This window comes from Streptomyces sp. NPDC053079, from assembly GCF_044546695.1.
GTDB lineage: Bacteria > Actinomycetota > Actinomycetes > Streptomycetales > Streptomycetaceae > Streptomyces.
Window position 1 is genome coordinate 164,446 of sequence record NZ_JBITZJ010000005.1, and the last position, 25,416, is coordinate 189,861.

Sequence of the window (25,416 nt, forward strand, 5' to 3'; positions counted from 1 at the left end):
CCCCGGCTTCGCGCCGGCCCGCCCCGACGCGGAGCGCCGCGGTTCAGGGCCGCCACGTGATGCGGTGCTCGGCGAGGTGGGAGAGCACCGCGTGGTTGGCCTCCCAGCCGTCCGGGAACTTCACCGTGACCCCCAGCTGCACCGGTTCCGTCGAGGGGTGCTCGTCCAGCAGGCGGTCGACGCCCGCCCGGCACACCACCACGCACGCGTGCCGGTGGCGCGAGGCCAGGACGCACAGGCGCCCGGTCTCCAGGTGGAACGCCGTCGCGTTCGGGCGGCCCGACAGGGGGTGCAGCACCACGGTCAGGTCGAACTCCCGGCCCTGGAGCCGGTTGGCCGTGTCCACCGTGACCCCCTCGACGCCCAGGTCGGCGAGCGCCGCGCGCACGGCCGCGGCCTGGTCGCGGTGGGCCGTGCCGACCGCGATCCGGTCCGCCGTCAGCGGCACCGGGTCGGGCGAGCGCTCGCTGGTCACGGCCCCGCCCCGGTCCAGTGTGCGCCGCACGACCAGGGCCACCGCACCGACCGCCTCCGGGTCCGTGCGCGGCGTATGGCGCGCGGGCAGCTCCAGCAGGCCCCAGCCGGAGACGGCCGCCTCGTCCAGCACCCGGTCCGGGCCCGAGCCGTCGGACGCCACCCCGAACGCCAGCCGGCGGTCGCCGTGATCGGTGCCGCTGTGGAAGGGCGTGTACGGATAGAACGCGTCGGAGACCAGCGGCGCCGCCGAGGCGGGCAGCCGCCAGGAGACCGGCAGCCGGTGCTGGGGAAGCCCGGGATTGTGCGCGAGCAGCGTGCTCACCGCGCTCGCAGACGGGTCGTACGACAGCCCCGCCCACTGCTCGGCCCCCACCACGCTGAAGGGGTCCAGCTGCCCGGGATCGCCCACGAACAGCGCCCGGTCGAACAGCCCCGCCACCGCGAGCAGCGCGTCCGAGCGCATCTGGTACGCCTCGTCGACGATCGCGTGCCCCCACGGCTCGGCGACCTTGGTGTGCGCCCACTTCGCGGCCGTGGAGACCACGACGTCCAGCCCGGCCAGATCCGCCGCCTTCGCCGACGGCACGACCTGGTCGAGCGCGTCGAGCGCCGGGTCGTAGGGGTGCCGCTCGTTGCTGTGCAGCCGGCCGACCGGCAGCTCGGGCTCCTGCTCCGCCAGCCGCAGCACGAGGTCGTCCACCTGCGCGTTGGTCTGCGCGACGATCATCAGCGGGCGGCCCGCGCCCGCCAGCTCACGCGCCGCCCGCACGACCAGCGTCGACTTGCCCGCGCCCGGCGGGGAGTCCACGACCACACCGCGGTGCGGGCTGTGCAGGGTGTCGCGCAGGATGGCGTCCGTGGCCGCCGCCGCGGCTCCGGCGGGGTCGAAGGCGCGGCCCCGCGCCAGACGTACGGTCACAGACGGTCCTCCGCGGTCACGGGGTCGGGGGCTTCGGCCGGGGCGGCCGGCGGGCCGCCGTGGGTCCAGGGGGTCCGCTCGGGATCCGGCAGCTCGGGGCCGCCCCTGGGCGCGTGTTCGAAGAGTGTCCAGCACACGCGGTCGCCCGGCCCGGGCACGGAGCCCGTGTCGGGCACTTTGCCGCGCCCCATTCCGCCGGTCAGTCGTACGGTCAGGGCGCCGTCCGGCTCGTACGCCACGAACTCGGCGGGCTGCGCCTTGCCGTCCGGCAGCACACGGTGCAGCTTCACGCCGTCGGACAGGTGCGGGGTGTCGGACGTACGGAGGGTCACCAGCGGGCGGGGGCGCGGGACCTTCGCCTCCGAATACGCCATCACCACCTCGGTGACCTCGCCGGCGAACGCCTCGCCGGCCAGCCGCCGCCCGGCCATCACCAGCGGATCGTCCAGCGCCTCCTGTGCGTCCAGCCGCGCCTGCGCGCTCTCGCGGGCCGCGAGCTTGCGGGCCGCCGTCACGGCGTCGTCCCGCCGGGGCTGCGGGGGCTCGCCGGCGCGGACCCGGTCGCGGTGCGCGGTGTACGACCAGCGGTCGCGCTTCCAGCGCTCGGACACGTGCGCGCCCTCGGGGAGGGCGCGCAGCAGGTCGACGCCGTGCCAGACGGCGTCCCACGTGGGGCGCAGCTGGGACTCGAGCAACTCGCGGACGGCACGCTCGGCGCCGGCCAGTGCCGCGTGCGCGGCCGCGACGCGGTGCGGCGGCGCCTGGAGGGCCTCGGCGCGGGCGCGGTCGTAGCGGGCGACGGCCGGGGCCAGGAGTCTGTTGTCGAAGACCGGGTCCGTGGCGGGGCCCGCGGGCGGGGTCACCGGCAGGCCGTCCGCGTCGCGCTCGAGCTCCGCCCGCAGGGCCGCCTGCGCGCCGGACGTCCCCTCCGGCGGGTCGATCCAGGCGAGCAGCGCCCCCAGGTGCTGGTCCTCCAGCACGCTCTGGCCCGTCGCCCAGTGCCGGCCCAGCGCCTGCGTCATGGACAGCAGCAGCGACGAGCCCGGTACGTGCGCCCGCTCGCCATAGTGCGTCAGCCAGCGGCCCAGCAGCGGTACGCGCGGGGGAGCGGGGTGGGCGGCCTCGGGGTCCTGTTCGGCGGTGCGGCGGAAGCGCATCGAGCGGCCGAGCAGCCGGACGTACTCCACGCCGGCCGCACTCGGCACCAGCAGCTGGGGCGCGTCCGCGCACAGCTCGACCTCGACCGGCACCTTCTTCCCGGTCTCCGGATCGGTCTCCTTGCGCTCCTCGCGCTCGACGTCCTCGCTGTAGCCCTCGACGTACGGCAGCATCTCGGCGGCCAGCTCGGCGAGGAAGGCGAACCGCAGGTCACGGTCGCGCGGCTGGGCCACGACGAGCAGCCGGGGTGCGTCCCGGTCGGTGCCCACCATCGCGCCCAGCGGCGCGCCCGCCTCGCCGGCGGTCGTCAGCGGCACGAACACGAGCGGATCGCCGGACAGATGCCGGTGCCGCACGGTCGCGAGGGGCCGCGCGCGGCCCTCCCGTACGGCCTCCAGCCGCGCCAGCGTGCTGATCAAAGACATGCCGCCGCCCCCGATTCCGCCGTTGCCTCCGCCCTGAGCGCCGCCGCCCGGCGCAGCGCGGCGACCGTCGGGTCCCCGGGGTCGCCGTCCTCGCCGGCCGCCGCGGCGAGGACGGCCTCGACGGTGGTCAGCCCGCCCAGCTCGGCACGGACCCCGCGACCCAGGACCTGGACGCGGTCCGCCGCCCGCGCGCGCTCGCGGCAGTGGAAGGCCAGCTCGCACGCGGCCAGGCACTCGGGGGCGTACGCCGCCGCCACCGCGTCGACGGCGCCGGCCAGCTCGTGCGCGGGACGGGTCGGGGTGCGGCCGTCGTCGGCCAGGCGGAGGTCGAAGCTCGTGCCGTCCGGCAGGGCGGCGGCGATGTCCGCCACGCCCGTGAGCCTCTCGAGCTGGCGGCGGGTCGTGGCGAGCTGTTTGCGGATGTCGACGAGGGCGGCGTCCGGGAGGTTGGAGAAGTCCTTGGGGCAGACGAGCAGGACGTGATGGCGCACCGACGCGCCTTTCCCGACGCGTGCGGCCACGGGCTCCAGCGCGAGGGCGTACACCGCCGCCTGCCGCGCCGCGGCGCCCACCTTCGCGGAGTCGGCCGCCCCGTCGACCATCGCGAAGGACTTGATCTCGACGACCGTCCAGCTGCCGTCGGGGTGCACGACGACCGCGTCCGGCTCCAGATAGCTGGGCGTCCCGGCGACGGTCAGGGCCAGCAGGGGATGGTCCAGCAGGGCCCACCGGCCGGCGGCGGTGGCCTCGCGCAGGGCCAGGGCCGTGCGGGCGGTGCGGCCCTCGGGGCCGGCGGCGGACAGGTCGGGCCGGTCGACGTCCTGCGGCCCGGGTGGCGGGTCGCCCGCTTCGGCCAGCCGCGCGTGCAGCAGGCGGATCAGCTCCGCGCCGCCGTCGCCCTTGACCCGCGCCTCGAAGGCGTGGCCGCGGACGAACGCGAACTGGGACTGCCCGAACGTCGCCGGTGCGCCGAGGGCCCGGGCCAGCGCGGCCTTGTCCACGCCGGCGCCGTCGAGCAGGGCGCGGCGATGGCAGCCGGGGTTGGCGGCGAGCGCGGCGAGCGCGCGGGCGTCGAGGGGGAGCGGCGCGACGGAGGGGCCGCGCAGCTCAGCGAGCCGCTGTCGCAGCGCCGTCGGTGCGGCTGTCCCCGGCCTCGCCCCGGGCCTGCTGTCGAGGGATCTGGTCACTGGCGTCCGCCTCGCGAAGTCTCTCCGGCGCCCCCGGGCGGCCGGCTCCGGCCGGGGAGCCGGGGAAGGACGTCCGGGGAAGCGCTGTACCCGCCGAAGTCTCGCATCCGGCACTGACAATCGCGGGCGTCCCGGGGGTTTCCACGGGTTCGCTCCGGGTGAGCAGGCCGCGGATCCGCTCGGCGAGCCGCAGCGCGGGCCGCGCCAGCAGATAGCCCACGCCCATCACGGCGGCGCCGGCGACGGCGTCCAGGAAGTAGTGGTTCGCGGTGCCCATCACTATGAGGGTGATGGCGAGGGGGTAGGCGACAGCCGCGATCTTCGCCCAGGTGGCGCGCCCCTGGCGCCAGAGCACGGCACCGCACCACAGGGCCCAGCCGACGTGCAGGCTGGGCATCGCCGCGTACTGGTTGGTGAGCCCGCCCAGCCCGCGCGGTGCGCTGGCGTCGCCTCCCCACCAGCCGTACTCCGAGTACTGGTGCATCGTGTCGACGAAGCCGTAGGCCGGGTCGAGCAGCCGCGGCGGGCAGGTGGGCATGAGGGTGAAGCCGATGAGGCCGATGAGGGTGGAGATCATCAGCCAGGTCCGCATCCGGCGGTACTCGTCGGGGCGGCGCTTGAAGAGCCAGACCAGCAGCGCGGGGGTGAGCAGGTAATGCAGCGCGGCGTAGGCGAAATCGGCGGGTATGCCGATGGAGGCATGGTCGGTGAACAGCCGGTTGAGCGGGTGTTCGAAGTTTATTCGAAACGTTTTTTCAAGATCGAGGATCGACAGGCCGTGATCGACGGCGGTCTGCACATTGCCTCTGACCAGCAGCCGGCCCGCCGAGTACAGCCCGTACACCACGGCTATCAGTGGCAGTTCGGTCCACCAGCGCGGCCGCTGCCGTTGTGGTGCGGTGCGGTACATCGGGACGGCTCTCCATATGCTCAGGCGACCAAACAAGCGCGCTAGCAACCGTACGGTGTACGCCACATTGCTCGCACACCGCCCCGGCCTTCACACAAACCCCACGGTGCTGGGGAGGAGACGCCGGGAATGGCCGAAGGGTTGCCTCGGGGTGACGTGAGTGATGATGGACGCGGAAAGTCACCGAAATCCCGAAGGGGCCTCACCATGGCACCGCGCATCCTGCTGGCCCGGCACGGACAGACGCAGTGGTCGCTGTCCGGCAAGCACACCGGCCGCACGGACATCCCGCTGCTCGACGAGGGGCGGCGCGGAGCCAAGCTGCTGGGCGAGCGACTGCACCGGGCCCCTTGGAACGCCCTGCCGGACGTGGAGATCCGCACGAGCCCGCTGGTGCGCGCCCGCGAGACCTGTGAGCTGGCCGGCTTCGGCGACCGGGCCACCGACTGGGACGCGCTGATGGAGTGGGACTACGGCGCGTACGAGGGCATGACCCCCGCCGAGATCAAGGCGGGGCGCCCGGACTGGCTGATCTGGCGGGACGGCGTCCCCGAGGGCGAGAGCCGGGAGGCGATCACGGCGCGCGCGGACGAGGTCGTGCGGTGGGCCCGCTCGGCCGACCGCGACGTCCTGATCTTCGCCCACGGCCACATCCTGCGCACGATCGCCGCACGCTGGCTGGGCGAGGACATCTTCTTCGGCTCCCGCATCCGGCTCGACCCGACCTCGCTGTCCGTCCTGGGCTGGGCCTACGGCGCCCCCGCCCTCGAGCGCTGGAACGACACGGGCCACCTCGGCTGACCGCCGCGGCCCACGGCGGGCCCCGCTCAGGCCGACTGCGCGGCCGACTCGTGGCGGGCCAGGAACGTGGCCACCGACGGATGCGCCGCATGCCGCCGAAGCATGCGGGCCGTCGAGGTGAGCATCGTGCGGATACGGGCCGACTGCACCTGGTCCAGGAGGGCCAGGGCGCGGCCCCCCGCGGCCGCCGCCTCGTCCACGGCACCGGCCCGGGCCAGGTCGCCGGCCAGCTGGGCGGTGTAGAGCGCGATGTTCCGCGCGAAGTGCGGGTCCTGCAGGGCGACCGCGCGCTCCGCGTGCTCCGCCGCGCGCCGCCAGTCGCCGAGCGCGGACCAGCACTGGGCCTCCAGCCCCTCCAGCTCCGCCTCACCGAAGAAGCTCATCCACTCCGGATCCGCCTCGCAGGCCCCCCGCCCGAACAGCGTCCGCGCCCGCAGCAGCGCCTCCTCGGTCGCCGCCCGGTCCTCCAGCCGTGCCCAGCCGCCCGCCTCCCGCAGCGTCAGCAGCGCCATCAGCCGCGCCGACCCCAGCTGCCGGCCCGCCCGCTGGGCCGCCTGCGCGGCGCGCACCGCCTCCCGGGGCCGCCCGGCGTCCCGCGCGAGGAACGCGGTGTTGCAGAAGGCGTGCGCCTCCAGACCGGCGTCCCCCGCGACGCGCGCGGTCGCCAGCGCCTCCGCGTAGTGCGAGCGGGCGTCGGCGAAGCGGCCCGAGTCGTGCGCCAGCCAGCCCACGGAGATGGCGAGTTCGCCGGCCCCCGCGTGCAGCCGGTCCGCCACCGACTGCCGCAGCGCCTGTGCGTCCAGCAGGTCGTACGCCGCCTTCAGCGGCCGGCCCGCACGCCGGTAGAGGCCGTCGGCGCCGTGCCGGTCGTCGAGCAGCCGGATGCGCCGCACCGCCTGCTCCACGGCGGCGGCCTCGGTCGCGCCGGCGCGGCGCTGGGCACGGGCGGCCGGGGCGCCGCCCAGGGAGGCGGCGGCCATGGCGGCCGTGCCCGTGGTCATGAACGCGCGACGCAACACGTCGCTCTCCTCGGTGCTGTCGAAGGAGCCGTCCACCGCACCGGGGGTACGGCTTTCGGCCGGGCTCTCGGCAGGCCCGGAGGGCGCGTGGCCCTTCCCGCGCGCCCCCCGTCCGCGCACTGTCTCGCGCGGTGCGAAGCCCATGTCCGCCGGTTCCCGGCCGGGGAACATATGCCGGAACACCCGCTCGTAGGCGTAGTTGGGGCAGCGGATCTCGCCGGACTCGACGCGCCCGATGTAGCGCGCGTCGCACGAGACGTGCTCGCCGATCTCACGAGCCGCACGGCGCACGGCCGCCGCGAACTCGCCTGGTGAGCGCTGTCCCCGCAGCTCCCGGAAGGCGGTGTTCGGACGCGGTGACGAGGACGCGCGGTGCGACGCCATGGCCGGACCCTCTCCCTGGCGAGCCGCCCCTCGGGCAACCCGCGGGGCGGGCGGCTGTGCTGCCGTGTGGCGTGATGACCGTACCGGCTGTGGCGAGGCCACTACATCCTGTTTGCCTACAAACCGGATATCCCACCTGTCATCCGCCATGAACTGCCATCCTTTGCGGCGGCATGGCGCCGTAGCCGTTGACGCCCCGCGGACGTTGAACCGTGAAGAGCGTGAGCACGCTCGACGCGGAGTGGGCACGGCGTGAGGAGGGGTTTCCCGTGGCGGAGGCCGGACTGGACATCGGCGGCGGCTCGCGAACGACGGTGGCGCTGCACCAGCCGCGTCAGGACCGCAGCCGGTCCCCCTACCCGCCGCCCGGCCACGAGGACACCGGCCGGCCGTGCGACCTGGTGACCGTGCCCGCCCGCCAGGGCCTGGAGGCGGTCGACATCCTGCGGCTGCGCGACGGCGTCGGCCCCGTCCTGCACGACGGCGACTGCGACACCCTCGGCTTCCTCGTGCCCCCCGGCACGGCGGACGGCTGGGACCTGCCGGGCAGCGCCTGCACCCAGACCTACGGGCGTGGGCTGCGCACCGGAGCCTTCGCCGAGCCGCCCGTCACCGGCACCGGCTGGCTGGTCGCGCCCGACGCCGCCTACGGCGCCGCCACCGACCCCGCCGTGCTGCGTGCCGCGCTCGGCGAGGCGGCCCGCACGATCGAGGCCGTCGACCGCTGCCGTTAGCCCCCCGCGTGGGAGCGGCGATACTGGACGGGTGGCACGTCGGGTAGCAGGAGACAAACAGAAGCAGGGGCGCGGACGCGCCGCGGAACCGATATCCGCGCAGGTGGCGGGCGGTCTCGCGGAGCTCGTCCCCGACCGCGACCGGCCGCGCGGCCGCACCCTGCTGATAGACGGGGCCCCGCAGTCCCACGTCGACCTCGACGACCCCGCCTACCTCGACTTCGCCTATCAGCGCCGCCTCGGCCACATCGCCGACCTCGTCGCACCGCCCGGAAAGCCCATCCAGGCGCTGCACCTGGGCGGCGGGGCGTTCACGCTCGCCCGCTACATCGCCGCGACCCGGCCCCGCTCCACCCAGCAGATCGCCGAGATCGACGGACCGCTCGTGCAGTTCGTGCGCAGCGAGCTGCCCCTGGAGGGCACCTGGCGCATACGGGTGCGCGGCGGCGACGCCCGCGAGATGCTCGCCAAGGTGCCGGACGGCTGGGCGGACCTGATCATCGCCGATGTGTTCAGCGGCGCCCGCACCCCCGCCCACCTGACCAGCACGGAGTTCACGGGCGAGGTGCGCCGGGCGCTGCGGCCGGGCGGCTTCTACGCCGCGAACCTCGCCGACGGACCTCCGCTCGCCCACGTCAGGGCCCAGATAGCCACCGTACGGACCGTCTTCCCCGAGCTGTGCCTGACCGCCGACCCGGCGGTGCTGCGCGGGCGCCGCTTCGGCAACGCCGTCCTGCTCGCCGCCGACCGTGAGCTGCCGGTCGCCGAGCTGACGCGGCGGGCCGCCACCGATCCGCACCAGGGGCGCGTCGAACACGGCAAGGCCCTGGCCGACTTCACCGGCGGCGCGGCGCCCGTCACGGACGCCGACGCCCGTCCGTCGCCGGCGCCGCCGCCCTCCGTCTTCGAATAGCCGCCGCTCAGCGGGGCGGCAGCTGGCCCGTCCGCATCAGCCGCGCGTACCAGTGCGCACTGGACTTGGGCGTACGCGCCTGGGTGGCGTAGTCGACGTACACCGCGCCGAAGCGCTTGCTGTAGCCGTACGCCCATTCGAAGTTGTCCAGTAGCGACCACAGGAAGTAGCCGCGCACGTCCGCGCCGTCGGTCAGGGCCCGCAGCACGGCCTCGAGGTGGGCGTGGAGGTAGGCGATGCGCTCGGGGTCGTGCACCGTGCCGTCGGCGCCCGGCTTGTCGTCGTAGGCCGCGCCGTTCTCGGTGACGATCAGCGGCAGGCCCGGGGCCTCGCGCGTGAAGCGCATCAGCAGGTCGTAGAGGCCGGTCGGGTCGACGGACCAGTCCATCGCGGTCTGCTTGCCGGGCGGCCGGTGGAAGGCGACGCCTCCGGCACCCGGCCAGGGCGAGCGCTCGCCGCCGTGGCCGTCGGCGCGGACGGGCCGGTTGTCAGTGGCGGCTGATACCACTGACGGTGCGTAGTAGTTGATGCCCAGCGCGTCGAGGGGGTGCTTGATGACGTCCATGTCGCCGTCGAGGACGAACGACCAGTCGGTGATCGCCGCCGTGTCGGCCAGCAGGTCGGCGGGGTACGTCCCGCGCAGCATGGGCTCGGTGAAGATACGGGTGGACAGGGCGTCGATGCGGCGCTGAGCGTCCACGTCCCCGGGGGAGGGGGTGCGGGCCCGTACGGCGCCGGGGTTGAGCGCCACGGACAGCCGCGCCCCGGCGGGCACGACGGCGCGCAGCGCCTGGGCGCCCAGGCCGTGCGCCAGGTTGAGGTGGTGGGCGGCCCGCAGGGCGGCCGCGTCGTCCGTACGGCCCGGCGCGTGCACCCCGGAGGCGTAGCCCAGGAAGGCGCTGCACCAGGGTTCGTTGAGGGTGGTCCACAGCCCGACGCGGTCGCCCAGCGCCTCGCCGACCAGGTGCGCGTAGTCGGCGAAGCGGTGCGCGGTCTCACGCTCGGGCCAGCCGCCCGCGTCCTCCAGCTCCTGGGGGAGGTCCCAGTGATAGAGGGTCAGCACGGGCCGGATGCCCCGGGCGAGGAGGTCGTCGACGAGCGCCCGGTAGAAGTCGAGCCCGCGCCGGGACGCGGGCCCGCGGCCGGTGGGCTGGACGCGCGGCCAGGAGACGGAGAAGCGGTACGCGCCCAGGCCCAGCTCCGCCATGAGGGAGACGTCCTCGCGGCGGCGGTGGTAGTGGTCGGTGGCGGTGTCACCGGTGTCGCCGCCCAGCACCCGGCCGGGCGTGCGGGCGAACGTGTCCCAGATGGAAGGGGTGCGGCCGTCCTCCGCGGCCGCGCCCTCGACCTGGTACGCGGCGGTCGCGGCGCCCCACAGGAAGCCGGGCGGGAAGGTCATGGTCATCAAGACGCTCCGAGGGGGGAGAGGGAACGTGCGAAGGTCAGCCCTTGACCGCGCCCCGCATGATGCCGCCGACGATCTGTCGGCCGAACAGGGTGAAGGCGAGCAGCAGCGGCAGGGTGCCCAGCAGCGCACCGGCCATGACCACGGCCTGGTCGGGTACGTAGCCGCGGCCGAGCCCGGTGAGGGCCACCTGCACGGTCGGGTTCTCCTGGGTCAGGGCGATGACGGGCCAGAAGAAGTCGTTCCACGCCTGGACGAAGGAGAGCATGCCCAGGACGGCCATCGCGGGCCGGGCGACGGGGAGGACGATGTGCCACACCACGCGCCAGCTGCTCGCCCCGTCCACGCGGGCCGCCTCGATCAGCTCGGTGGGCAGCGCCTCGAGAAGGTACTGCCGCATGAAGAAGACCCCGAAGGCGCTGACCAGGGTGGGCAGCACCACCGCCTGCAGCTGGTCGGTCCAGCCCAGGCCGGCGACGACCATGAAGAGGGGGACGACGCTCAGCTGCGGCGGGACCATCATCGTGCCGACGGTCAGCAGGAGCAGGGCGCTCTTGAGGCGGAACCGCAGCTTGGCGAAGGCGAAGCCGGCGACGGTGGAGAAGAGCACGGTGCCCAGCGCGACCGTCCCGGCGACCAGCGCCGTGTTGAACAGCGCGAGTCCCATGTTGGCGTCGCTCCACGCCGAACCGAGGTTCTTCAGCAGCCGGCCGCCGAACCAGAAGGGCGGCGGGGTGCGGGCCAGCCGGGCGCTGTCGCCCGAGGCGGCCACCGCCGTCCACACCAGCGGGAACAGCGAGCCGATGGTGAACACCGTCAGCACGGCATAGGCGACGGGCCCGGCGTGCAGCTGCCGTCCCGCGCGGTGGGCCGGGGCCGGGGGCCTGGGGCTGAGGGGCGGCACGGCAGCGGCTCACCGGTCCTTCCGCAGACGTCGCGCGATCAGCCCGTTGGCGGCGGCGATCAGCAGCAGGATCAGGAACATCGTCCAGGCGACGGCCGAGGCGCGCCCGAGGTGGTAGTTGAACCAGCCCTGGTCGTAGAGGTAGAGGCCCAGGGTCTGGAACTGGTGCGAGGCGCCGCCCTTCTGGCCGCCCGCCCCGCCGAACAGCAGGGGCTCGCCGAAGAGCTGGGTCGCCCCGATCGTCGAGACGACGACCGTGAAGAGGATCGTCGGCCGCAGCGCGGGCACGGTGATGTGCCGGAACTGCCGCCCGCGCGAGGCGCCGTCCAGCGCCGCCGATTCGTAGAGCTCGTCGGGGACCGCCTGCATGGCGGCCAGGTAGATCAGCGCGTTGTAGCCCGTCCACCGCCAGATCACGATCGAGGAGACCGCGAACTGCGAGGACCAGGTGCCGCTCTGCCAGTCGACCGGGCCGATCCCCAGCGCGCCCAGCGCCCAGTTCACCATGCCGTAGTCCCGCCCGTAGAGCAGGACGAAGACGAGCGTGGCGGCGGCGACCGAGGTGGCGTAGGGGGTCAGCAGCGCGACCCGCCAGAAGGTGGCGGCGCGCAGCCGGTAGTGGAGCAGATGCGCCAGGCCCAGCGCCATCAGCAGCTGCGGCACGGTCGACAGGACGCCGATGGTGAAGGTGTTGCGCAGGGCGTTCCAGAAGAAGTCGTTGCCCAGGAGCCGGGCGTAGTTGTGCAGGCCCGCCCACTGCATCCGGTCCGGGGCCGTCAGCTCCACGCGGTGCAGGGAGGCCCAGCCCGTATAGAGGAGGGGGAAGAGGCCGAATGCCACGAAGAAGAGGAAGAACGGGGCGACGAACGCATAGGGGCTGTAGCGCAGGTCCCAGCGGTACAGACGGCTGCGCCAGGGGCCCGGGCCCGCCCGGCCGCGGCTGCGCTCCCCGGCCTCGCCGGCCGGCGAGCCCTCCACCACGGTGGTCGTGGCGGTCATTCGTCCACCGCGTTCTCGATCTCCTTCTGCGCCGCCCTCCAGCCCGCGCGCGCGGACCTGCCCTGCTGTTCGACCTGGGGGATGCCGACGTCGGTGAACGCCGTCCCCATCTGCGCCTCCCGGGGACCGAAGACCAGCGTGGGGATGGAGCGGGCCGCCTCCGTATAGATCGCCCCGATGGGGGCGCCGCCGAAGTAGGCATTGCGCGCGTTTCTGACCTGCGGCATGGCGTACGAGGCCGGGGTGGAGGGGACGCCGGCCTGCCGCTCGAAGAGCCTGGCCTGCTGGGCGGGCGCCGTCAGCCAGACCGCGAGCTCGATCGCCGCGGCCTTGTGCCGGGCCGCCTTCGGGACGCCGATGAAGGAGCCGCCCCAGTTGGCGGGCCGGGGGGCCGCGGCCACGTCCCACTTGTCCTTGCCCGCGGCACCCGACTTCTCCTTGATGTATCCGAGCATCCACGGCGGGCAGGCGACGGTGGCGAAGCGGCCGTTGGCGTACGCCTGGTCCCAGGGCTTCTCGAACTGCTTGAGCCGCGCGGTCAGCCCGCCCCGCACGGCCTGCATGGCCAGGCCCCAGGAGGCCCTGACCGCCGGGCTCTTCGTATAGACCGGCCTGCCCCGCCGGTCGTAGTAGCGCTCGGGGTAGGCGTGGACGGAGGCGTTGTAGATCCCGGCCGCCGAGTCGGTGAAGACCGTGCCGGCCGGGGCCCGCCGCGCGTAGGCCCTGCCGGTGTCGATGTACTTCTGCCAGTCCCCGGCCCACAGCCGGCCGACCGCCTCCCGGTCCGTCGGCAGTCCGGCCTGCCGGAAGAGGTCCTTGCGGTAGCAGACGGCGATCGGGCCGATGTCGGTGCCGAGACCGATGGTCCGGCCGTCCGGCGTGGTGGCCTGGGCCCACTTCCACGGCAGCCAGTCGCTTCTGCGGACGCCCTTGGCCTTGCCCAGGTCGACGAACAGATCGCCCTGGGCGGCCGCCACCTCGTGGATGTTGCCGACCTCCATGGCCTGGATGTCGGCGAGCCCGCTCCCCGCCGCGAGGTGGGTGAGGAGCTGGGGGAAGTAGGCGTCGTTGCGCTCGATCACGCTTTCCTTGATCGTGACGCCCGGGTGGAGCCGCTCGTACTCCTCGTAGAGCCCCGCCTGCTTATAGCCGAAGACACCGAAGGTGCCGATGGTGACCGTGGTCCTGCCGTTGCCGCCGGGGCGGTCCGCTTCACCGTCCGGGCCGTCCTTGGCGCAGCCGTCGAGCACGCTGACGCCGAGGACGAGCGCGGCGGCGGCCACGAGCAGCAGGGCCCGGCGCCGGTAGGGGCCGCTCGACCAGGCCGGGGTCACGTCTCGACGACGACGTTCTCAGCCTGCGGTCCCTTCGGTCCCTGGACGACGTCGTAGGAGACCTTCTGGTCCTCGTACAGCTCCTTGAAGCCGGTGCTCTGGATCGCGGAGAAGTGGACGAACACGTCCGGGCCCCCGTCGTCCTGCGCGATGAAGCCGAAGCCCTTGTCGGCGTTGAACCACTTCACTTTGCCTGTTGCCATTGGTCATGACCCTTCGTCCGGTGCCGCACCTCAGCATTCCCCGGACCCGGGGTGAACTTCCCCCGTACGCGCCGTGCGTCACCCCTGGGGACTACAAAACGACAAGAGCCCGACCCGCTTGCGCGGATCGGGCTCTTGTCGATCAGGGTGAGTAACGGGACTTGAACCCGCGACATCCTGGACCACAACCAGGTGCTCTGCCAGCTGAGCTATACCCACCATGTTGTTCGGTGTGTTTCCCACCGGACGAGAAAAAGTGTACAGGGTCTTCGGGGGTGCTCGCTCCCGGCTTTCGGCCGTGCCGGGAGCGAGCTGCGTCACACCGTCTGAGCGGGCAGGACGTGCTTGGCCGCGATGGCCTTCGCCGTGTCGGAGTCCGGGCCGGGCTGCGGCACGAAGATCGCCTCGCGGTAGTAGCGGAGCTCGGCGATCGACTCGCGGATGTCGGCCAGTGCCCGGTGGTTGCCGTTCTTCTTGGGGCTGGCGAAGTACGCGCGCGGGAACCAGCGGCGGGCCAGCTCCTTCACCGAGGACACATCCACGATCCGGTAGTGCAGGTGGCTCTCCAGAGCGGGCATGTCCCGCAGCAGGAATCCACGGTCGGTGCCGACCGAGTTTCCGCACAGCGGGGCCTTGCCCGGCTCCGGGACGTGCTCGCGGACGTACGCCAGGACCTGCCGCTCCGCTTCCTCGAGCGTCGTCCCGCCGTCCAGCTCCGCGAGCAGCCCGGAGGCCGTGTGCATCTGGCGCACCACCTCGGGCATGGTGACGAGTGCCTCGGCGGGCGGACGGATGACGATGTCCACGCCGTCCCCGAGGATGTTCAGCTCAGAGTCGGTGACCAGGGCGGCCACCTCGATGAGCGCGTCGTCCGACAGCGAGAGCCCGGTCATCTCGCAGTCGATCCACACCATGCGATCGTTCATACGTCTCACCCTACGGGGCGTTCCCGCTGACCGGGCAGGCGTGGGGCGTAGAGGTCGGAATCCGGCTTGCCCGGATCCGGGGCATTGATCCCCGGACCACCACCATGACCCGGCACATGGGCGATATGGCCACTATGTCCGCTATGAGGTGAAGGAGCGCCCAGGGGCGCGCCCGTCACCGCATGGGCGGGGGCCATGGCCGTACGCCGCATCGACATGAGCGTCTCCCCGGACCGGGGCTCGACCGGCTCGGGCCGGTCGAACCTCTCGCTCCGCTCCGCGCGCTCCGCCCTCTCGCCCCGCTCCGGCCGGTCCACCGGGCCGCTCTGCGGCCGGCGTGCCCGGTAGGCGGCCCGGTAGGCGGCGGGGGAGGACCCCAGCTGCCGCCGGAAGTGGCCGCGCAGGGCCACCGGCGAGCGGAAGCCGCAGCGCCCGGCGACCTCGTCCACGGAATAGTCCGAGGTCTCCAGGAGACGCTGCGCCTGGAGGACCCGCTGAGTGATCAACCACTGCAGCGGGGCACTCCCGGTGAGCGAACGGAACCGCCGGTCGAAGGTGCGACGGCTCATGTACGCGCGGGCGGCCAGGGTCTCCACGTCGAACTGCTCGTGGAGGTGCTCCAGCGCCCAGGCGACGACCTCGGCCAGCGGGTCGGCGCCGATCTCCTCCGGTAAAGACCTGTCGAGGTAGCGCTCCTGTCCGCCGGTGCGGCGCGGCGGTACGACGAGGCGGCGGGCCAGGGCCCCCGCGGCGTCGGCGCCGTGGTCGGTGCGGACGATGTGCAGGCACAGGTCGATGCCTGCCGCGGTGCCCGCGGACGTCAGTACGTCGCCGTCGTCCACGAAGAGCTCCCGCGGGTCCACGTGGACCGACGGATAGCGCTTGGCGAGCGTGGGCGCGTACATCCAGTGGGTGGTGGCGGGCCTGCCGTCGAGCAGGCCCGCGGCGGCCAGTACAAAGGCCCCGGTGCACAGTCCGACGATGCGGGCGCCCTCTTCATGGGCCCGGCGCAGCGCGTCGAGCGCGGCGGCCGGTGGCGGTTGTGTGATCGACCGCCAGGCCGGTACGACGACGGTGCCGGCCCTGGAGAGCGCCTCCAGGCCGTACGGTGCGGTCAATTCCAGGCCGCCGGTTGTTCGCAATGGCACATCTTCGCCCGCGCACACCAGCAATCGGTAGCGGGGAACTCCTGCGTCCTGTCGGTCGATTCCGAACACGGAGAGCGGGATGGAGCTTTCGAAGATGGGGCCGCCGCTGAAAAGAAGTACGGCGACGATCTCCCGGCGGCGGCGTCCGGAGAGCTTGCGCGCGGCCTCCGGTACGGTCGTGGAGTCCTGGCTCATGGCGCTAAGCCCCCCTCGGCGGTCGAGTCCTCTCGGTCCTGCACGTTTCCCCTCGGTCCTGAACGGTTCCCCCGCCGGTCATGGCCAAGATCGAATCTACTGCGTCACTTGGAGACGCGGTGACCAGTTCACCACCCGCCTCTAAGTCGACATGACAACTTGGCGCGAAGCGTTCGATCACGAAGCGTTGCACTTGCAGGCTCCGGTGAAAAGTACGCCTCTCGCCCATGCCCACTGTCCGTAGGCGGCAACCGCCCTCCACGGTGCTTTCCTTGCTGGTCGACCGGCTGTTGGAGGGGCCTCCGGCCAAGGTATGAAGTTCGGCCTGAACTTGGCCGAAAACATATGGGTCCAGGCGTGCGAGGGGGTCAGTCGAGGGGGGTGCCGGAGCCCGGATGGCGAGCCCCGCGGTGGCTTCCGCCGCCCGTCCGGCCATGCCTCCCGCGGTGCGGAACCGACTGCTCCGCCACGGCCCGGGCGGCGCTGCGCGCGGACTGGCGCAGGAGGGCGTGGCAGGCGCAGGTGAGGGCCACCAGACCGGCCGCGGTGCCGGCCGCGCCGCCGAAGGACTGACCGCACATCAGCAGGACGACCGGGACCAGGGCGCAGCTGAACGCCGCCCAGCGGACCACGTCGCTCACCGGATCGGGGGACGCCCCCTCGGCGGCGTCCTCGCGGGCGTAATCACGGGTTCCGGGCACGGAACGGCTCCCTGCTGGCGGCTGCTGGCGGTATTACAACGGCGAGCCGGGGGCAGGGGTCACTGGACGGGGAGCGGCGGGGGGCGGAGCCGGGGCCATTGCGCTACGCGCCGCGCTCGTGCATGCTCCGGGGAACGTCCACGGGGCCGTCGGCCCGCCGGGCAGCCTCTGGGCAGGCGGCGAGTGTCGCCGTACCCTGGGGGGTAAGCCCTTGAAAAGATGAATCCCGGACGGATTTCACCGTCCATGATCCATCGTCGGGCGCATCCCCCGACAACTCCAACCAGTCCACCGCCGTTCCCCTCGACAAGAGGCATCCTTCGCCGAGACACCGATGGCCGGTCACGAATTCTCCGAACCCGCGGACCGCAAGCGGATCGCCGATCAGACAGCGCATCCCGAAGCGGCGGAAGAAACACGTCATTCCTGCGATCCGGCGTTCCAGCACGGCGTCGTGGTGGGCTTCGACGGTTCCATGTCGAGCGAACGAGCGCTTGCGTATGCAATCGGAATGGCCCGGCGCTCGGGCTCGGGCCTGATCATCGTCCATGTGGCCAACCGGCTGCCGACGACCGTCTGGGCGGGCTGTGAACCGCCGGTCTTCGTGGACGTACCCGATCACCGCACCGAGGTGCTGGGCCTGGAGCTCGCCTGCGCGGACTATTTGTCCGAAGTGCCATGGATTCTGGTAGAACGCGGCGGGGACATCTGCCACGAACTCGAAGAAGTCGGGCGGGAGTACGCCGCCGACGCGATCGTGGTCGGCTCCACACACGGTCTGGTCGGGCGGATCTTCGGCTCGGTGGCCGGGCGGCTGGCGCGCCGGGCGCAGCGACCGGTGGTCGTCATCCCGTAGGGCGCCTCGACACGCCCCGGTCGAACGTCAACGCGCTTGCGCCGAAACGGGGTTGGCGCCGCGACCGGCTTGACAGTCCGCGAAATCTACTCGCGCGTAGAGGTGGATGGCGCCCTGGAGGCGGGTAAAACTCCGGCACACGACGCTGTCGTGCTGCCGGACGGGAGGTGACGGTTCCCGGGACCGGCGGCATCACGCCGGCGCGAGGGCGGCGCCGGCACAGGGGAGGCGGCTCTCTCCGCGCGCGTGGTGGCACGCGCGGAGAGAGCCGTCCTCTCGTACCTGTCGCGGACAGGTGCGGACAGGTCCGAGAGGTCGTGGGGGCCCGCCGCCGGCGGGCCCGGGCGGGTCCTACTCGACCGTGACGGACTTCGCCAGGTTGCGCGGCTTGTCGATGTCGCGGCCCATGGCCTTCGCCGTGTAGTAGGCGAAGAGCTGCAGCGGGATGCCCATGAGGATCGCGTCCAGCTCGTCCTCGTTCTTCGGCACGACGATCGTGTGGTCGGCCTTCTCCTGCTCCTGGTGCGCGACGGCGAGGATGCGGCCGCTGCGGGCCTTGATCTCCTCGAGCGCGGCGCGGTTCTTCTCCAGCAGCTCGTCGTTCGGGACGATCGCGACGGTCGGCATCGCGGGCTCGATGAGCGCCAGCGGACCGTGCTTGAGCTCGGAGGCCGGGTAGGCCTCGGCGTGGATGTACGAGACCTCCTTGAGCTTCAGCGAGGCCTCACGGGCCACCGGGTAGCCCCGGACACGGCCGATGAACATCATCGACTTGGCCTCGGCGTACTCCTTGGCCAGCTCTTCGATCTGCGCCTCGTTCGCCAGGATCTCCTCGATCTGGCCGGGGAGCTTGCGCAGGCCCTCGATGATCCGCTTGCCGTCCGCGACGGACAGATCGCGGGTGCGGCCCAGGTGCAGGGCGAGCAGGCCGAAGGAGACCACCATGTTGGTGAAGCACTTGGTGGAGACGACGCAGACCTCGGGGCCGGCGTGGACGTAGATGCCACCGTCGGTCTCACGGGCGATCGCGGAACCGACCACGTTGACCAGGCCCAGGACGCGGGCGCCCTTGCGCTTGAGCTCCTGGACGGCGGCGAGCACGTCGTAGGTCTCACCGGACTGGGAGACGGCGATGTAGAGGGTGTCGGGGTCCACGACCGGGTTGCGGTAGCGGAACTCGGAGGCCGGCTCGGCGTCCGCGGGGATGCGGGCCAGCTCCTCGATCATCTGGGCGCCGATCTGGCCGGCGTGGTACGAGGTGCCGCAGCCGAGGATCTTCACCCGGCGCACGGCGCGGGCGTCGCGGGCGTCGAGGTTCAGGCCGCCCAGGTGCACGGTGGAGAAGCGGTCGTCGATCCGGCCGCGCAGCGCGCGGTCGACCGCCTCGGCCTGCTCGTGGATCTCCTTGTGCATGTACGTGTCGTGGCCGCCCATGTCGTACGACTCGGCCTCCCACTCGACGGTGGTCGGCTGGGCCGAGGTGGAGGAGCCCTCGGTGGTGTACGTGCGGTAGTCGTCGGCCCGGAGGGTGGCCATCTCGCCGTCGTCGAGGGTGACGACCTGGCGGGTGTGGCTGACCAGCGCGGCGACGTCGGAGGAGACGAACATCTCCTTCTCGCCTATGCCCAGGACGACCGGGGAGCCGTTGCGGGCGACGACGATGCGGTCCGGGAAGTCGGCGTGCAGGACGGCGATGCCGTACGTGCCCTCGATGTGCTTGACGGCCTCGCGGACCTTCTCCTCGAGCGTTCCGGCCTCGGAACGGGCGATGAGGTGGGCGAGGACCTCGGTGTCGGTGTCGGAGACGAAGACGAAACCGTCGGCGGTCAGCTTGGCGCGCAGGTCGGAGGCGTTGTCGATGATGCCGTTGTGGACGACGGCGACCTTCTCCTCGGCGTCCAGGTGCGGGTGGGCGTTGACGTCGTTCGGCGCGCCGTGGGTGGCCCAGCGGGTGTGGGCGATGCCCGTGGTGCCCGCGAAGCGCTTGGGCAGGCGGGACTCCAGCTCGCGGACGCGGCCCTTGGCCTTGGCGGACTTCAGGCCACCGGTCTTGCCGTGCAGGGCGATGCCGGCGGAGTCGTAGCCGCGGTACTCCAGGCGCTGCAGGCCCTCGAGCAGCAGCGGCGCGACATCACGCTTGCCGATGTATCCGACGATTCCGCACATAGGTGACCCTCCCAGGTAGACGTTCAGGGGTGCCCGAAGGCGACGACGGTGGCGGTGGAGCGGCGTGCGGGCCGCCTCACCCGTCGAGGTCGTCCCGGCCGGTCAGCCGTAGACGATGCGGCGCAGCTGCCGCAGTGAAAGCTGTGGTGGCGCCACCGCGCGGTGCGGCAGCTCGGCCGCGATCCGCTCGAAGATCTCCGCGTTGTTCAGTCCGCCGGACTGGAGCTCGCGGTGGCGTCTGCGGACGAATTCCTCGGCCGTCTCGTCGAAGTACGCCAGCACGTCGAGCACCACCCGGGCTGCCTCGCCGCGCTGTAGCGGCGTGCTGCGCACCAGGTGGTCGACCAGGTCGTCGTGTGACATGCGGCGTTCGAGCACCCGTCGATACTGAGGGCAACGAGTGCCTTTCGCAAGAATCCTGCCCGATTTCGGGCAGGAGTGCCAGCGAATGTGATGTGAATCGTGGGGAAACGCCTAGAAACGACGCAGGATGGCCTGTTTCGCGGCGGTGAACTCCTCGTCGGTGAGGACGCCCGCGCGGTGCAGCTCGCCCAGCTCGCGCAGCCGGCGCAGCAGGGCGTCGTGATCGTCGCCGCCGGAGGGCGCCGCCGGGGCCGCCTCGGCGGCGCCCTCCGGCGGGACGGCGGCCGGGGCGTGGCCGGCGCCGTGCAGGGCCTTGGGGGCGCGGCCGGGGGCGGCCGGGTGCGGCAGCCGGGCCGCGACGGCGGCCGCCACCAGCGCCATCAGGGGGTCCTTCTTGAAGCCGTAGAGCTCGATCGCGTGCGGATCGTGCTTGGGCGGGGCGCTGGTCGGCACCTGGGGGAGAGCGAAGCGGAGGTAGCCGTTCTCCAGGCCGACCGAGGGCTGCCACTCCACCGAGGAGATGTCCCGCAGGGGCAGCAGGCGCGTACCGGCCGACTTCTTCCCCTCCTCCGTCTTCCAGTTCCATTCCAGCCGCACCCGCTCGCCGTCGAACGAGGCCGTCCCGTCCCCGGCGCCCACCGACAGCGGAAGGGCGGGACCCGGCAGCAGATAGCGGTCGGTGGGGCCGGAGGGGACCTGCTCCAGCAGGAGGGCGTTGCGCACCTCGTCCACGAAGTACTCCGCGACGCCCGCGCGGTCCGGATCGACGGTCAGCTGATACGGATCGGCGGCTTCCGACAGCCGTCCGCGGGTGACCTGGGAGAGGGGGTCGGCGCCGTCGCGCAGCCGCAGCCGGAGCCGGCCGCTCTTGCGGCCGGGCTCGAAGGCGATGCCCGCCACGGCCGTCAGCGGGACGGCCAGCTCGCCGAGGGTCTGGCGGAGCAGGTGCACCCCGCGCTCCCGGCCGGGCACGATGCGTATCGTGCCGCCGTCGAATGCCCATGTGCCATCCGTCTGGAGGATCTCAGCCATGCACGGGATTCTCTCAGGTTGATCTTGTTCTGCGGGGCCGTCCGGCGGGCGGCCCCGCGCCGCGATCAGTCCGTGAGGCCGAGCTCGCGGGCGATGAGCATCCGCTGGACCTCGCTGGTGCCCTCGCCGATCTCCAGGATCTTGGAGTCGCGCCACATCCGGGCCACGGGGTACTCGTTCATGAAGCCGTAGCCGCCGTGGATCTGGGTGGCCTCGCGGGCGTTGGTGACCGCGATCTCGGAGGAGTAGAGCTTGGCCAGCGCCGCCTCCTTCTTGAACGGCTCGCCGTGCACCAGGCGGGAGGCCGCGTCGCGCCAGGCGACGCGGGCGGTGTGGGCCCGCATCTCCATGTCGGCGATCTTGAACTGGATGGCCTGGTTGGCGCCGATCGGCCGGCCGAAGGCCTCGCGGGTCTTCGCGTAGGCGACCGACTCGTCGACGCAGCCCTGGGCCAGGCCCGTGGCCAGCGCCGAGATCGCGATCCGGCCCTCGTCGAGTATCCGCAGGAACTGGGCGTACCCGCGGCCCTGCTCGCCCAGGAGGTTGGCCGCCGGCACCCGGACGTCGGAGAAGGACAGCTCGCGGGTGTCCGAGGCGTTCCAGCCGACCTTGGAGTAGGGGGCCGCGACCGTGAAGCCGGGCGTGCCCGAGGGCACGATGATCGAGGAGATCAGCGGCTTGCCGTCCTCCTTGCGGCCGGTGACGGCGGTGACGGTGACCAGGCCCGTGATGGTCGTGCCGGAGTTGGTGATGAAGCACTTGGTGCCGTTGATCACCCACTCGTCCGTGGCCTCGTCCAGGCGCGCGGTGGTGCGGGTGGCGCCCGCGTCGGAGCCGCCGTCGGGCTCGGTCAGGCCGAAGGCGCCCAGCATCTCGCCGGAGCAGAGCCGCGGCAGCCACTCGCGCTTCTGCTCCTCCGTGCCGAAGCGGTAGATGGGCATCGCGCCCAGCGAGACGCCCGCCTCCAGGGTGATCGCCACCGAGGAGTCCACCCGGGCGAGCTCCTCGAGGACGAGGCCGAGGGCGAGATAGTCCCCGCCCATGCCGCCGTACTCCTCGGGGAACGGCAGCCCGAACAGCCCCATGCGGCCCATCTCCCGCACGATTTCGTACGGGAACTCATGACGCTCGTAGAAGTCGCCGATCTTCGGGGCGACGACGTCGTGTGCGAACTCCTCCACGGTGCGGCGGAGTTCCTCGTGCTCGGAGGTGAGGCGGTGGTCCAACGACATGGTTCAGGGCTCCTGGTGGGAGAGGGCACGAACAGTGCGGGACGGGCTCGGCCGGCCGAGGCGGCCGGCCATCCACACGCTAGTGGCGGACAGGAGACCAAGATCAACCCCGGTGGTGATGCCGAGTCCGTCGAGCATCCACACCAGGTCCTCGGTCGCGAGATTGCCGGTCGCGCTCTTCGCGTACGGGCAGCCTCCGAGGCCGCCGGCGGAGGCGTCGACGGTGGTCACGCCGTGCCGCAGGGCGGCGAGGGTGTTGGCGAGGGCCTGGCCGTAGGTGTCGTGGAAGTGCACCGCGAGGCGCCCGGCGGCCACCCCGGCCTCGTCCAGCGCGGCCAGCAGTGCGGCGACGTGGCCGGGGGTGGCCACGCCGATGGTGTCGCCGAGGCTGAGCTCGTCGCAGCCGAGGTCGAGCAGGCGGCGGCTGACGCGGACCGTCCGCTCGATGGGGACGGGGCCCTCCCAGGGGTCGCCGAAGCACATCGAGAGATAGCCGCGCACCCGCAGTCCCGCCTCGCGGGCCGTCTCGACGACCAGTGCGAACATCTCCAGCGACTCGGCGACCGTGCGGTTGAGATTGGCCTTGGCGAACGACTCCGTCGCGCTGCCGAAGACGGCGACCTCGCGGACGCCGAGCGCGAGGGCGCGCTCCAGGCCCCGCGCGTTGGGCACCAGCACGGGCAGGCGGGCCCCGACGCCGTCGAGCAGCGGCATCAGCTGCTCGGCGTCGGCCAGTTGGGGCACCCACTTGGGGTGCACGAAGCTCGTGGCCTCGATGGTGGACAGGCCCGCCGCGGCGAGGCGGCGGATGAACTCCGCCTTCACCTCGACGGGCACGACCGCCTTCTCGTTCTGCAGGCCGTCGCGGGGGCCCACCTCGTGGATGCGGACGTGGGTGGGCAGGGCCGGGTCGGGCACGACCATGGGCAGTCGGCCGGTCATGACTCCTCCAGGGGCGCGGCCGGGGTGACGACGGCCAGGACCTGGTCCATCGCCACGGTGGCACCGGCGCTCACGTCGAGCTCGGTGACGGTGCCGGCGTGCGGGGCGGCGATGACGTGCTCCATCTTCATCGCCTCGACGACCAGCAGGCTCTGCCCGGCCGCGACCTCGTCCCCGACGGCCGCCTTGACGACGGTGACCGTGCCGGGCATGGGGGCGGTGAGGGCGCCCGCGTGGGCGGCGGCGGTGCCGCCGCCGGCGTCGACGGGGTCGTGGTCGGCCAGGTGCCAGGTGTCGCCGTCGCGGGCGAGCCAGGTGCCCTCCGGGCCGGGGGCGGCTGTGAAGGCGTGGGTGCGGCCGTCGAGGTCGAGCGTGAGCCGCTCCCCGGCCCCCTGGGCGGGCAGCAGTTTCGCGCTGCGGGGTGCCGGGCCGGCGGAGCCTGCCGTGCCCGTGTCGGCCGCACCCTCTCCCGGCGCCGGCAGCAGGAGCTCCGCGTCGGACAGCTCGCCGCGCACGCGCACCGTCACCGGGGCGTGCCCCGGTACGCGGAAGTGGTGGGCCGCCCAGGCGGGGGTGCCGCCCAGGCGCCAGCCGGTGGGGAGCGAGAAGGGGTCCACCCAGGTGGGGGAGGGGGCGGGTTCGGGGGACAGGCGGCGCTGCCGGAGCAACGCACCCGTCGCGTACACCTCGTCCGGCACCTCCGTCGGCACCAGCGACGCCGCGTCCCGGTCCACCAGCCCCGTGTCCAGGTCGCCCGCCACGACGTCCGGGTGCGCCAGCAGCCTGCGCAGGAAGCCGGCATTGGTGTCGACGCCCAGCACGACCGTCTCCGCGAGGGCCGCCCGCAGGCGGCGCAGGGCGGTGGCCCGGTCGGGGCCGTGCGCGATCACCTTCGCGAGCATCGGGTCGTAGGACGTGCCGACCTCGGCGCCCTCGAAGAGCCCCGAGTCGACGCGCACCCCCTCACCGGCCGGCTCGCGCAGCGCCCGCACCCTGCCCGCCGACGGCAGGAAGTCCACCCGGTCGCCGCTGACCCGCGCCGTCTCCGCGCAGATGCGGGCCTCCACGGCGTGACCGGTCAGGGTCACCTCCGCCTGCGTGGGGCCCAGCACCTCGCCCGCGGCCACCCGGACCTGCCACTCCACCAGGTCCAGGCCCGTGATCAGCTCCGTCACCGGGTGCTCGACCTGCAGGCGGGTGTTCATCTCCATGAAGAAGTACGAGGCCGGGTCGTCGCCCGGGACGATGAACTCCACCGTGCCCGCCCCGGTGTAGCCGCAGGAGCGGGCGGCCTGGACGGCGGCCTCGCCCATCGCCGCACGGGTGGCCTCGTCCAGCAGGACGCTCGGCGCCTCCTCGATGATCTTCTGGTGGCGCCGCTGCAGCGAGCACTCGCGCTCGCCGAGGTGGATGACGTTGCCGTGGCCGTCGGCGAGCACCTGGATCTCGATGTGCCGGGGCCGGTCGACCCACCGCTCGACGAGCAGCGTGTCGTCGCCGAAGGAGCCGCGCGCCTCGCGCCGCGCGGCGGCGATCTCCTCGGCGATCAGCGCCTCGTCGCGGACGAGCCGCATGCCCTTGCCGCCGCCGCCCGCCGAGGGCTTGAGCAGCACCGGCATCCCGATCTCCCGGGCGGCCTCGGTCAGCTGCGCGTCGGTCAGGCCGCTGCCGGACGAGCCGGGCACGACCGGCACGCCCGCCGCCCGGACCGTCTCCTTGGCGCGGATCTTGTCGCCCATCAGCTCGATCGCCGCGGCGGGCGGGCCGATGAAGGCGAGCCCGGCGTCGGTGCAGGCGCGGGCGAAGGCGGCGTTCTCGGCGAGGAAGCCGTAGCCGGGGTGGACGGCCTGCGCACCGGTGCGGGCCGCGGCGTCCAGGAGCCGTTCTATGGACAGATAGCTCTCGGCGGCGGCCGCCGGGCCGATGCGGACGGCGGTGTCGGCCTCGCGCACGTGCCGGGCACCGGCGTCGGCGTCGCTGAACACGGCGACGGAACGGATGCCGAGCGTGCGCAGCGTACGGATGACCCGTACGGCGATCTCGCCTCGGTTGGCGACAAGGACAGTGTCGAACATGCTCCGCC

The 25,416-nt window shown here is 73.0% G+C and carries 23 protein-coding genes and 1 tRNA gene; 4 read left to right on the plus strand and 20 right to left on the minus strand.

Annotated features, from left to right (window positions below):
* Window positions 1-43 precede the first annotated feature (43 nt).
* Genes ACIGXW_RS19765 through ACIGXW_RS19780 form a run of 4 tightly spaced genes read right to left on the minus strand, consistent with a single transcriptional unit; the run spans window position 44 to window position 5,076 of the window.
* Window positions 44-1,396, minus strand: a complete 1,353-nt coding sequence (locus ACIGXW_RS19765; protein ID WP_399574188.1) for an AAA domain-containing protein — start codon at window positions 1,394-1,396, stop codon at window positions 44-46.
* Window positions 1,393-2,979 carry a hypothetical protein gene (locus ACIGXW_RS19770; protein ID WP_399574190.1) on the minus strand — a complete coding sequence of 529 codons (1,587 nt, stop codon included), beginning with the start codon at window positions 2,977-2,979 and terminating at the stop codon, window positions 1,393-1,395. The genes ACIGXW_RS19765 and ACIGXW_RS19770 overlap by 4 nt, the downstream gene beginning before the upstream one ends.
* Window positions 2,970-4,166, minus strand: a complete 1,197-nt coding sequence (locus ACIGXW_RS19775; protein ID WP_399574191.1) for a hypothetical protein — start codon at window positions 4,164-4,166, stop codon at window positions 2,970-2,972. Before ACIGXW_RS19775 ends, ACIGXW_RS19770 begins: the two co-directional genes overlap by 10 nt.
* Window positions 4,087-5,076: a phosphatase PAP2 family protein gene (locus ACIGXW_RS19780; protein WP_399574192.1), complete on the minus strand. Its 990-nt coding sequence runs from the start codon at window positions 5,074-5,076 to the stop codon at window positions 4,087-4,089. The genes ACIGXW_RS19775 and ACIGXW_RS19780 overlap by 80 nt, the downstream gene beginning before the upstream one ends.
* 207 nt (window positions 5,077-5,283) lie before the next feature.
* Here ACIGXW_RS19780 and ACIGXW_RS19785 point away from each other — a divergent pair, with 207 nt between their 5' ends.
* Window positions 5,284-5,877, plus strand: coding sequence for a histidine phosphatase family protein (locus ACIGXW_RS19785; RefSeq protein WP_360909646.1), 594 nt, complete (start codon window positions 5,284-5,286; stop codon window positions 5,875-5,877).
* Between the two features lie 26 nt (window positions 5,878-5,903).
* Here the strand turns inward: ACIGXW_RS19785 and ACIGXW_RS19790 are convergent, their stop codons facing one another.
* A complete protein-coding gene (locus ACIGXW_RS19790; protein ID WP_399574193.1) occupies window positions 5,904-7,280 on the minus strand; it encodes a tetratricopeptide repeat protein in 1,377 nt (458 codons plus the stop codon).
* 269 nt (window positions 7,281-7,549) lie between these two features.
* Here ACIGXW_RS19790 and ACIGXW_RS19795 point away from each other — a divergent pair, with 269 nt between their 5' ends.
* Both ACIGXW_RS19795 and ACIGXW_RS19800 read left to right on the plus strand, forming a co-directional pair.
* A complete protein-coding gene (locus tag ACIGXW_RS19795; RefSeq protein WP_399574639.1) occupies window positions 7,550-8,014 on the plus strand; it encodes a hypothetical protein in 465 nt (154 codons plus the stop codon).
* Window positions 8,015-8,045: 31 nt separating this feature from the next.
* Entirely contained in the window at window positions 8,046-8,927 is an 882-nt protein-coding gene (locus tag ACIGXW_RS19800) for a spermidine synthase (RefSeq protein ID WP_399574194.1), read from the plus strand.
* 7 nt (window positions 8,928-8,934) lie between these two features.
* Here the strand turns inward: ACIGXW_RS19800 and ACIGXW_RS19805 are convergent, their stop codons facing one another.
* The 9 genes from ACIGXW_RS19805 to ACIGXW_RS19845 all read right to left on the minus strand — a co-directional run bounded on the left by ACIGXW_RS19805 (window position 8,935) and on the right by ACIGXW_RS19845 (window position 16,742).
* Window positions 8,935-10,332, minus strand: coding sequence for a GH1 family beta-glucosidase (locus ACIGXW_RS19805; RefSeq protein WP_399574195.1), 1,398 nt, complete (start codon window positions 10,330-10,332; stop codon window positions 8,935-8,937).
* 37 nt (window positions 10,333-10,369) lie between these two features.
* The gene (locus tag ACIGXW_RS19810) at window positions 10,370-11,236 is read right to left on the minus strand and encodes a carbohydrate ABC transporter permease (RefSeq protein ID WP_071963563.1); all 867 of its coding nucleotides are present in this window, start codon (window positions 11,234-11,236) and stop codon (window positions 10,370-10,372) included.
* Window positions 11,237-11,245: 9 nt separating this feature from the next.
* On the minus strand, window positions 11,246-12,235 hold the full coding sequence (locus ACIGXW_RS19815) for a carbohydrate ABC transporter permease (RefSeq protein ID WP_079273945.1): 990 nt from the start codon (window positions 12,233-12,235) through the stop codon (window positions 11,246-11,248).
* Window positions 12,232-13,569, minus strand: coding sequence for an ABC transporter substrate-binding protein (locus ACIGXW_RS19820; protein ID WP_399574196.1), 1,338 nt, complete (start codon window positions 13,567-13,569; stop codon window positions 12,232-12,234). Before ACIGXW_RS19820 ends, ACIGXW_RS19815 begins: the two co-directional genes overlap by 4 nt.
* Window positions 13,566-13,772: a cold-shock protein gene (locus ACIGXW_RS19825; RefSeq protein WP_071965921.1), complete on the minus strand. Its 207-nt coding sequence runs from the start codon at window positions 13,770-13,772 to the stop codon at window positions 13,566-13,568. The genes ACIGXW_RS19820 and ACIGXW_RS19825 overlap by 4 nt, the downstream gene beginning before the upstream one ends.
* 146 nt (window positions 13,773-13,918) lie before the next feature.
* Window positions 13,919-13,991: transfer RNA gene (locus ACIGXW_RS19830), tRNA-His, on the minus strand.
* Window positions 13,992-14,089: 98 nt separating this feature from the next.
* Window positions 14,090-14,698 (minus strand): oligoribonuclease, encoded by a 609-nt coding sequence (orn, locus tag ACIGXW_RS19835; RefSeq protein ID WP_360909660.1) that lies wholly within the window; start codon window positions 14,696-14,698, stop codon window positions 14,090-14,092.
* A 5-nt stretch (window positions 14,699-14,703) separates the two neighbouring features.
* Window positions 14,704-16,041: a helix-turn-helix domain-containing protein gene (locus ACIGXW_RS19840; RefSeq protein WP_399574197.1), complete on the minus strand. Its 1,338-nt coding sequence runs from the start codon at window positions 16,039-16,041 to the stop codon at window positions 14,704-14,706.
* Window positions 16,042-16,409: 368 nt separating this feature from the next.
* Window positions 16,410-16,742 (minus strand): hypothetical protein, encoded by a 333-nt coding sequence (locus ACIGXW_RS19845; RefSeq protein ID WP_399574198.1) that lies wholly within the window; start codon window positions 16,740-16,742, stop codon window positions 16,410-16,412.
* A gap of 334 nt (window positions 16,743-17,076) precedes the next feature.
* Here ACIGXW_RS19845 and ACIGXW_RS19850 point away from each other — a divergent pair, with 334 nt between their 5' ends.
* Window positions 17,077-17,598, plus strand: coding sequence for a universal stress protein (locus ACIGXW_RS19850; RefSeq protein WP_071965807.1), 522 nt, complete (start codon window positions 17,077-17,079; stop codon window positions 17,596-17,598).
* Window positions 17,599-17,949: 351 nt separating this feature from the next.
* Here ACIGXW_RS19850 and glmS read toward each other — a convergent pair whose 3' ends face one another.
* From glmS to ACIGXW_RS19880, 6 genes are all read right to left on the minus strand, one after another.
* Complete coding sequence (gene glmS / locus ACIGXW_RS19855; RefSeq protein ID WP_399574199.1) at window positions 17,950-19,764, minus strand: glutamine--fructose-6-phosphate transaminase (isomerizing); 1,815 nt, start codon at window positions 19,762-19,764, stop codon at window positions 17,950-17,952.
* A 102-nt stretch (window positions 19,765-19,866) separates the two neighbouring features.
* On the minus strand, window positions 19,867-20,142 hold the full coding sequence (locus ACIGXW_RS19860) for a hypothetical protein (RefSeq protein ID WP_071965213.1): 276 nt from the start codon (window positions 20,140-20,142) through the stop codon (window positions 19,867-19,869).
* Window positions 20,143-20,238: 96 nt separating this feature from the next.
* A complete protein-coding gene (locus ACIGXW_RS19865; protein WP_399574200.1) occupies window positions 20,239-21,159 on the minus strand; it encodes a DUF4429 domain-containing protein in 921 nt (306 codons plus the stop codon).
* Window positions 21,160-21,224: 65 nt separating this feature from the next.
* Window positions 21,225-22,385, minus strand: coding sequence for an acyl-CoA dehydrogenase family protein (locus tag ACIGXW_RS19870; RefSeq protein ID WP_399574640.1), 1,161 nt, complete (start codon window positions 22,383-22,385; stop codon window positions 21,225-21,227).
* A 9-nt stretch (window positions 22,386-22,394) separates the two neighbouring features.
* Entirely contained in the window at window positions 22,395-23,333 is a 939-nt protein-coding gene (locus ACIGXW_RS19875) for a hydroxymethylglutaryl-CoA lyase (protein ID WP_399574201.1), read from the minus strand.
* Window positions 23,330-25,408, minus strand: a complete 2,079-nt coding sequence (locus ACIGXW_RS19880; protein ID WP_399574202.1) for a biotin carboxylase N-terminal domain-containing protein — start codon at window positions 25,406-25,408, stop codon at window positions 23,330-23,332. The genes ACIGXW_RS19875 and ACIGXW_RS19880 overlap by 4 nt, the downstream gene beginning before the upstream one ends.
* Between the last annotated feature and the right edge of the window lie 8 nt (window positions 25,409-25,416).

Excerpts from the sequence above, each read along its gene's own strand:
- ACIGXW_RS19770 (WP_399574190.1), bottom strand. The coding sequence starts at position 2,979 with ATGTCTTTGATCAGCACGCTGGCGCGGCTGGAGGCCGTACGGGAGGGC.
- ACIGXW_RS19780 (WP_399574192.1), bottom strand. The coding sequence starts at position 5,076 with ATGTACCGCACCGCACCACAACGGCAGCGGCCGCGCTGGTGGACCGAA.
- ACIGXW_RS19785 (WP_360909646.1), top strand. The coding sequence starts at position 5,284 with ATGGCACCGCGCATCCTGCTGGCCCGGCACGGACAGACGCAGTGGTCG.
- ACIGXW_RS19790 (WP_399574193.1), bottom strand. The coding sequence starts at position 7,280 with ATGGCGTCGCACCGCGCGTCCTCGTCACCGCGTCCGAACACCGCCTTC.
- ACIGXW_RS19805 (WP_399574195.1), bottom strand. The coding sequence starts at position 10,332 with ATGACCATGACCTTCCCGCCCGGCTTCCTGTGGGGCGCCGCGACCGCC.
- ACIGXW_RS19815 (WP_079273945.1), bottom strand. The coding sequence starts at position 12,235 with ATGACCGCCACGACCACCGTGGTGGAGGGCTCGCCGGCCGGCGAGGCC.
- ACIGXW_RS19825 (WP_071965921.1), bottom strand. The coding sequence starts at position 13,772 with ATGGCAACAGGCAAAGTGAAGTGGTTCAACGCCGACAAGGGCTTCGGC.
- orn (WP_360909660.1), bottom strand. The coding sequence starts at position 14,698 with ATGAACGATCGCATGGTGTGGATCGACTGCGAGATGACCGGGCTCTCG.
- ACIGXW_RS19840 (WP_399574197.1), bottom strand. The coding sequence starts at position 16,041 with ATGAGCCAGGACTCCACGACCGTACCGGAGGCCGCGCGCAAGCTCTCC.
- ACIGXW_RS19850 (WP_071965807.1), top strand. The coding sequence starts at position 17,077 with ATGGCCGGTCACGAATTCTCCGAACCCGCGGACCGCAAGCGGATCGCC.
- glmS (WP_399574199.1), bottom strand. The coding sequence starts at position 19,764 with ATGTGCGGAATCGTCGGATACATCGGCAAGCGTGATGTCGCGCCGCTG.
- ACIGXW_RS19865 (WP_399574200.1), bottom strand. The coding sequence starts at position 21,159 with ATGGCTGAGATCCTCCAGACGGATGGCACATGGGCATTCGACGGCGGC.
- ACIGXW_RS19875 (WP_399574201.1), bottom strand. The coding sequence starts at position 23,333 with ATGACCGGCCGACTGCCCATGGTCGTGCCCGACCCGGCCCTGCCCACC.
- ACIGXW_RS19880 (WP_399574202.1), bottom strand. The coding sequence starts at position 25,408 with ATGTTCGACACTGTCCTTGTCGCCAACCGAGGCGAGATCGCCGTACGG.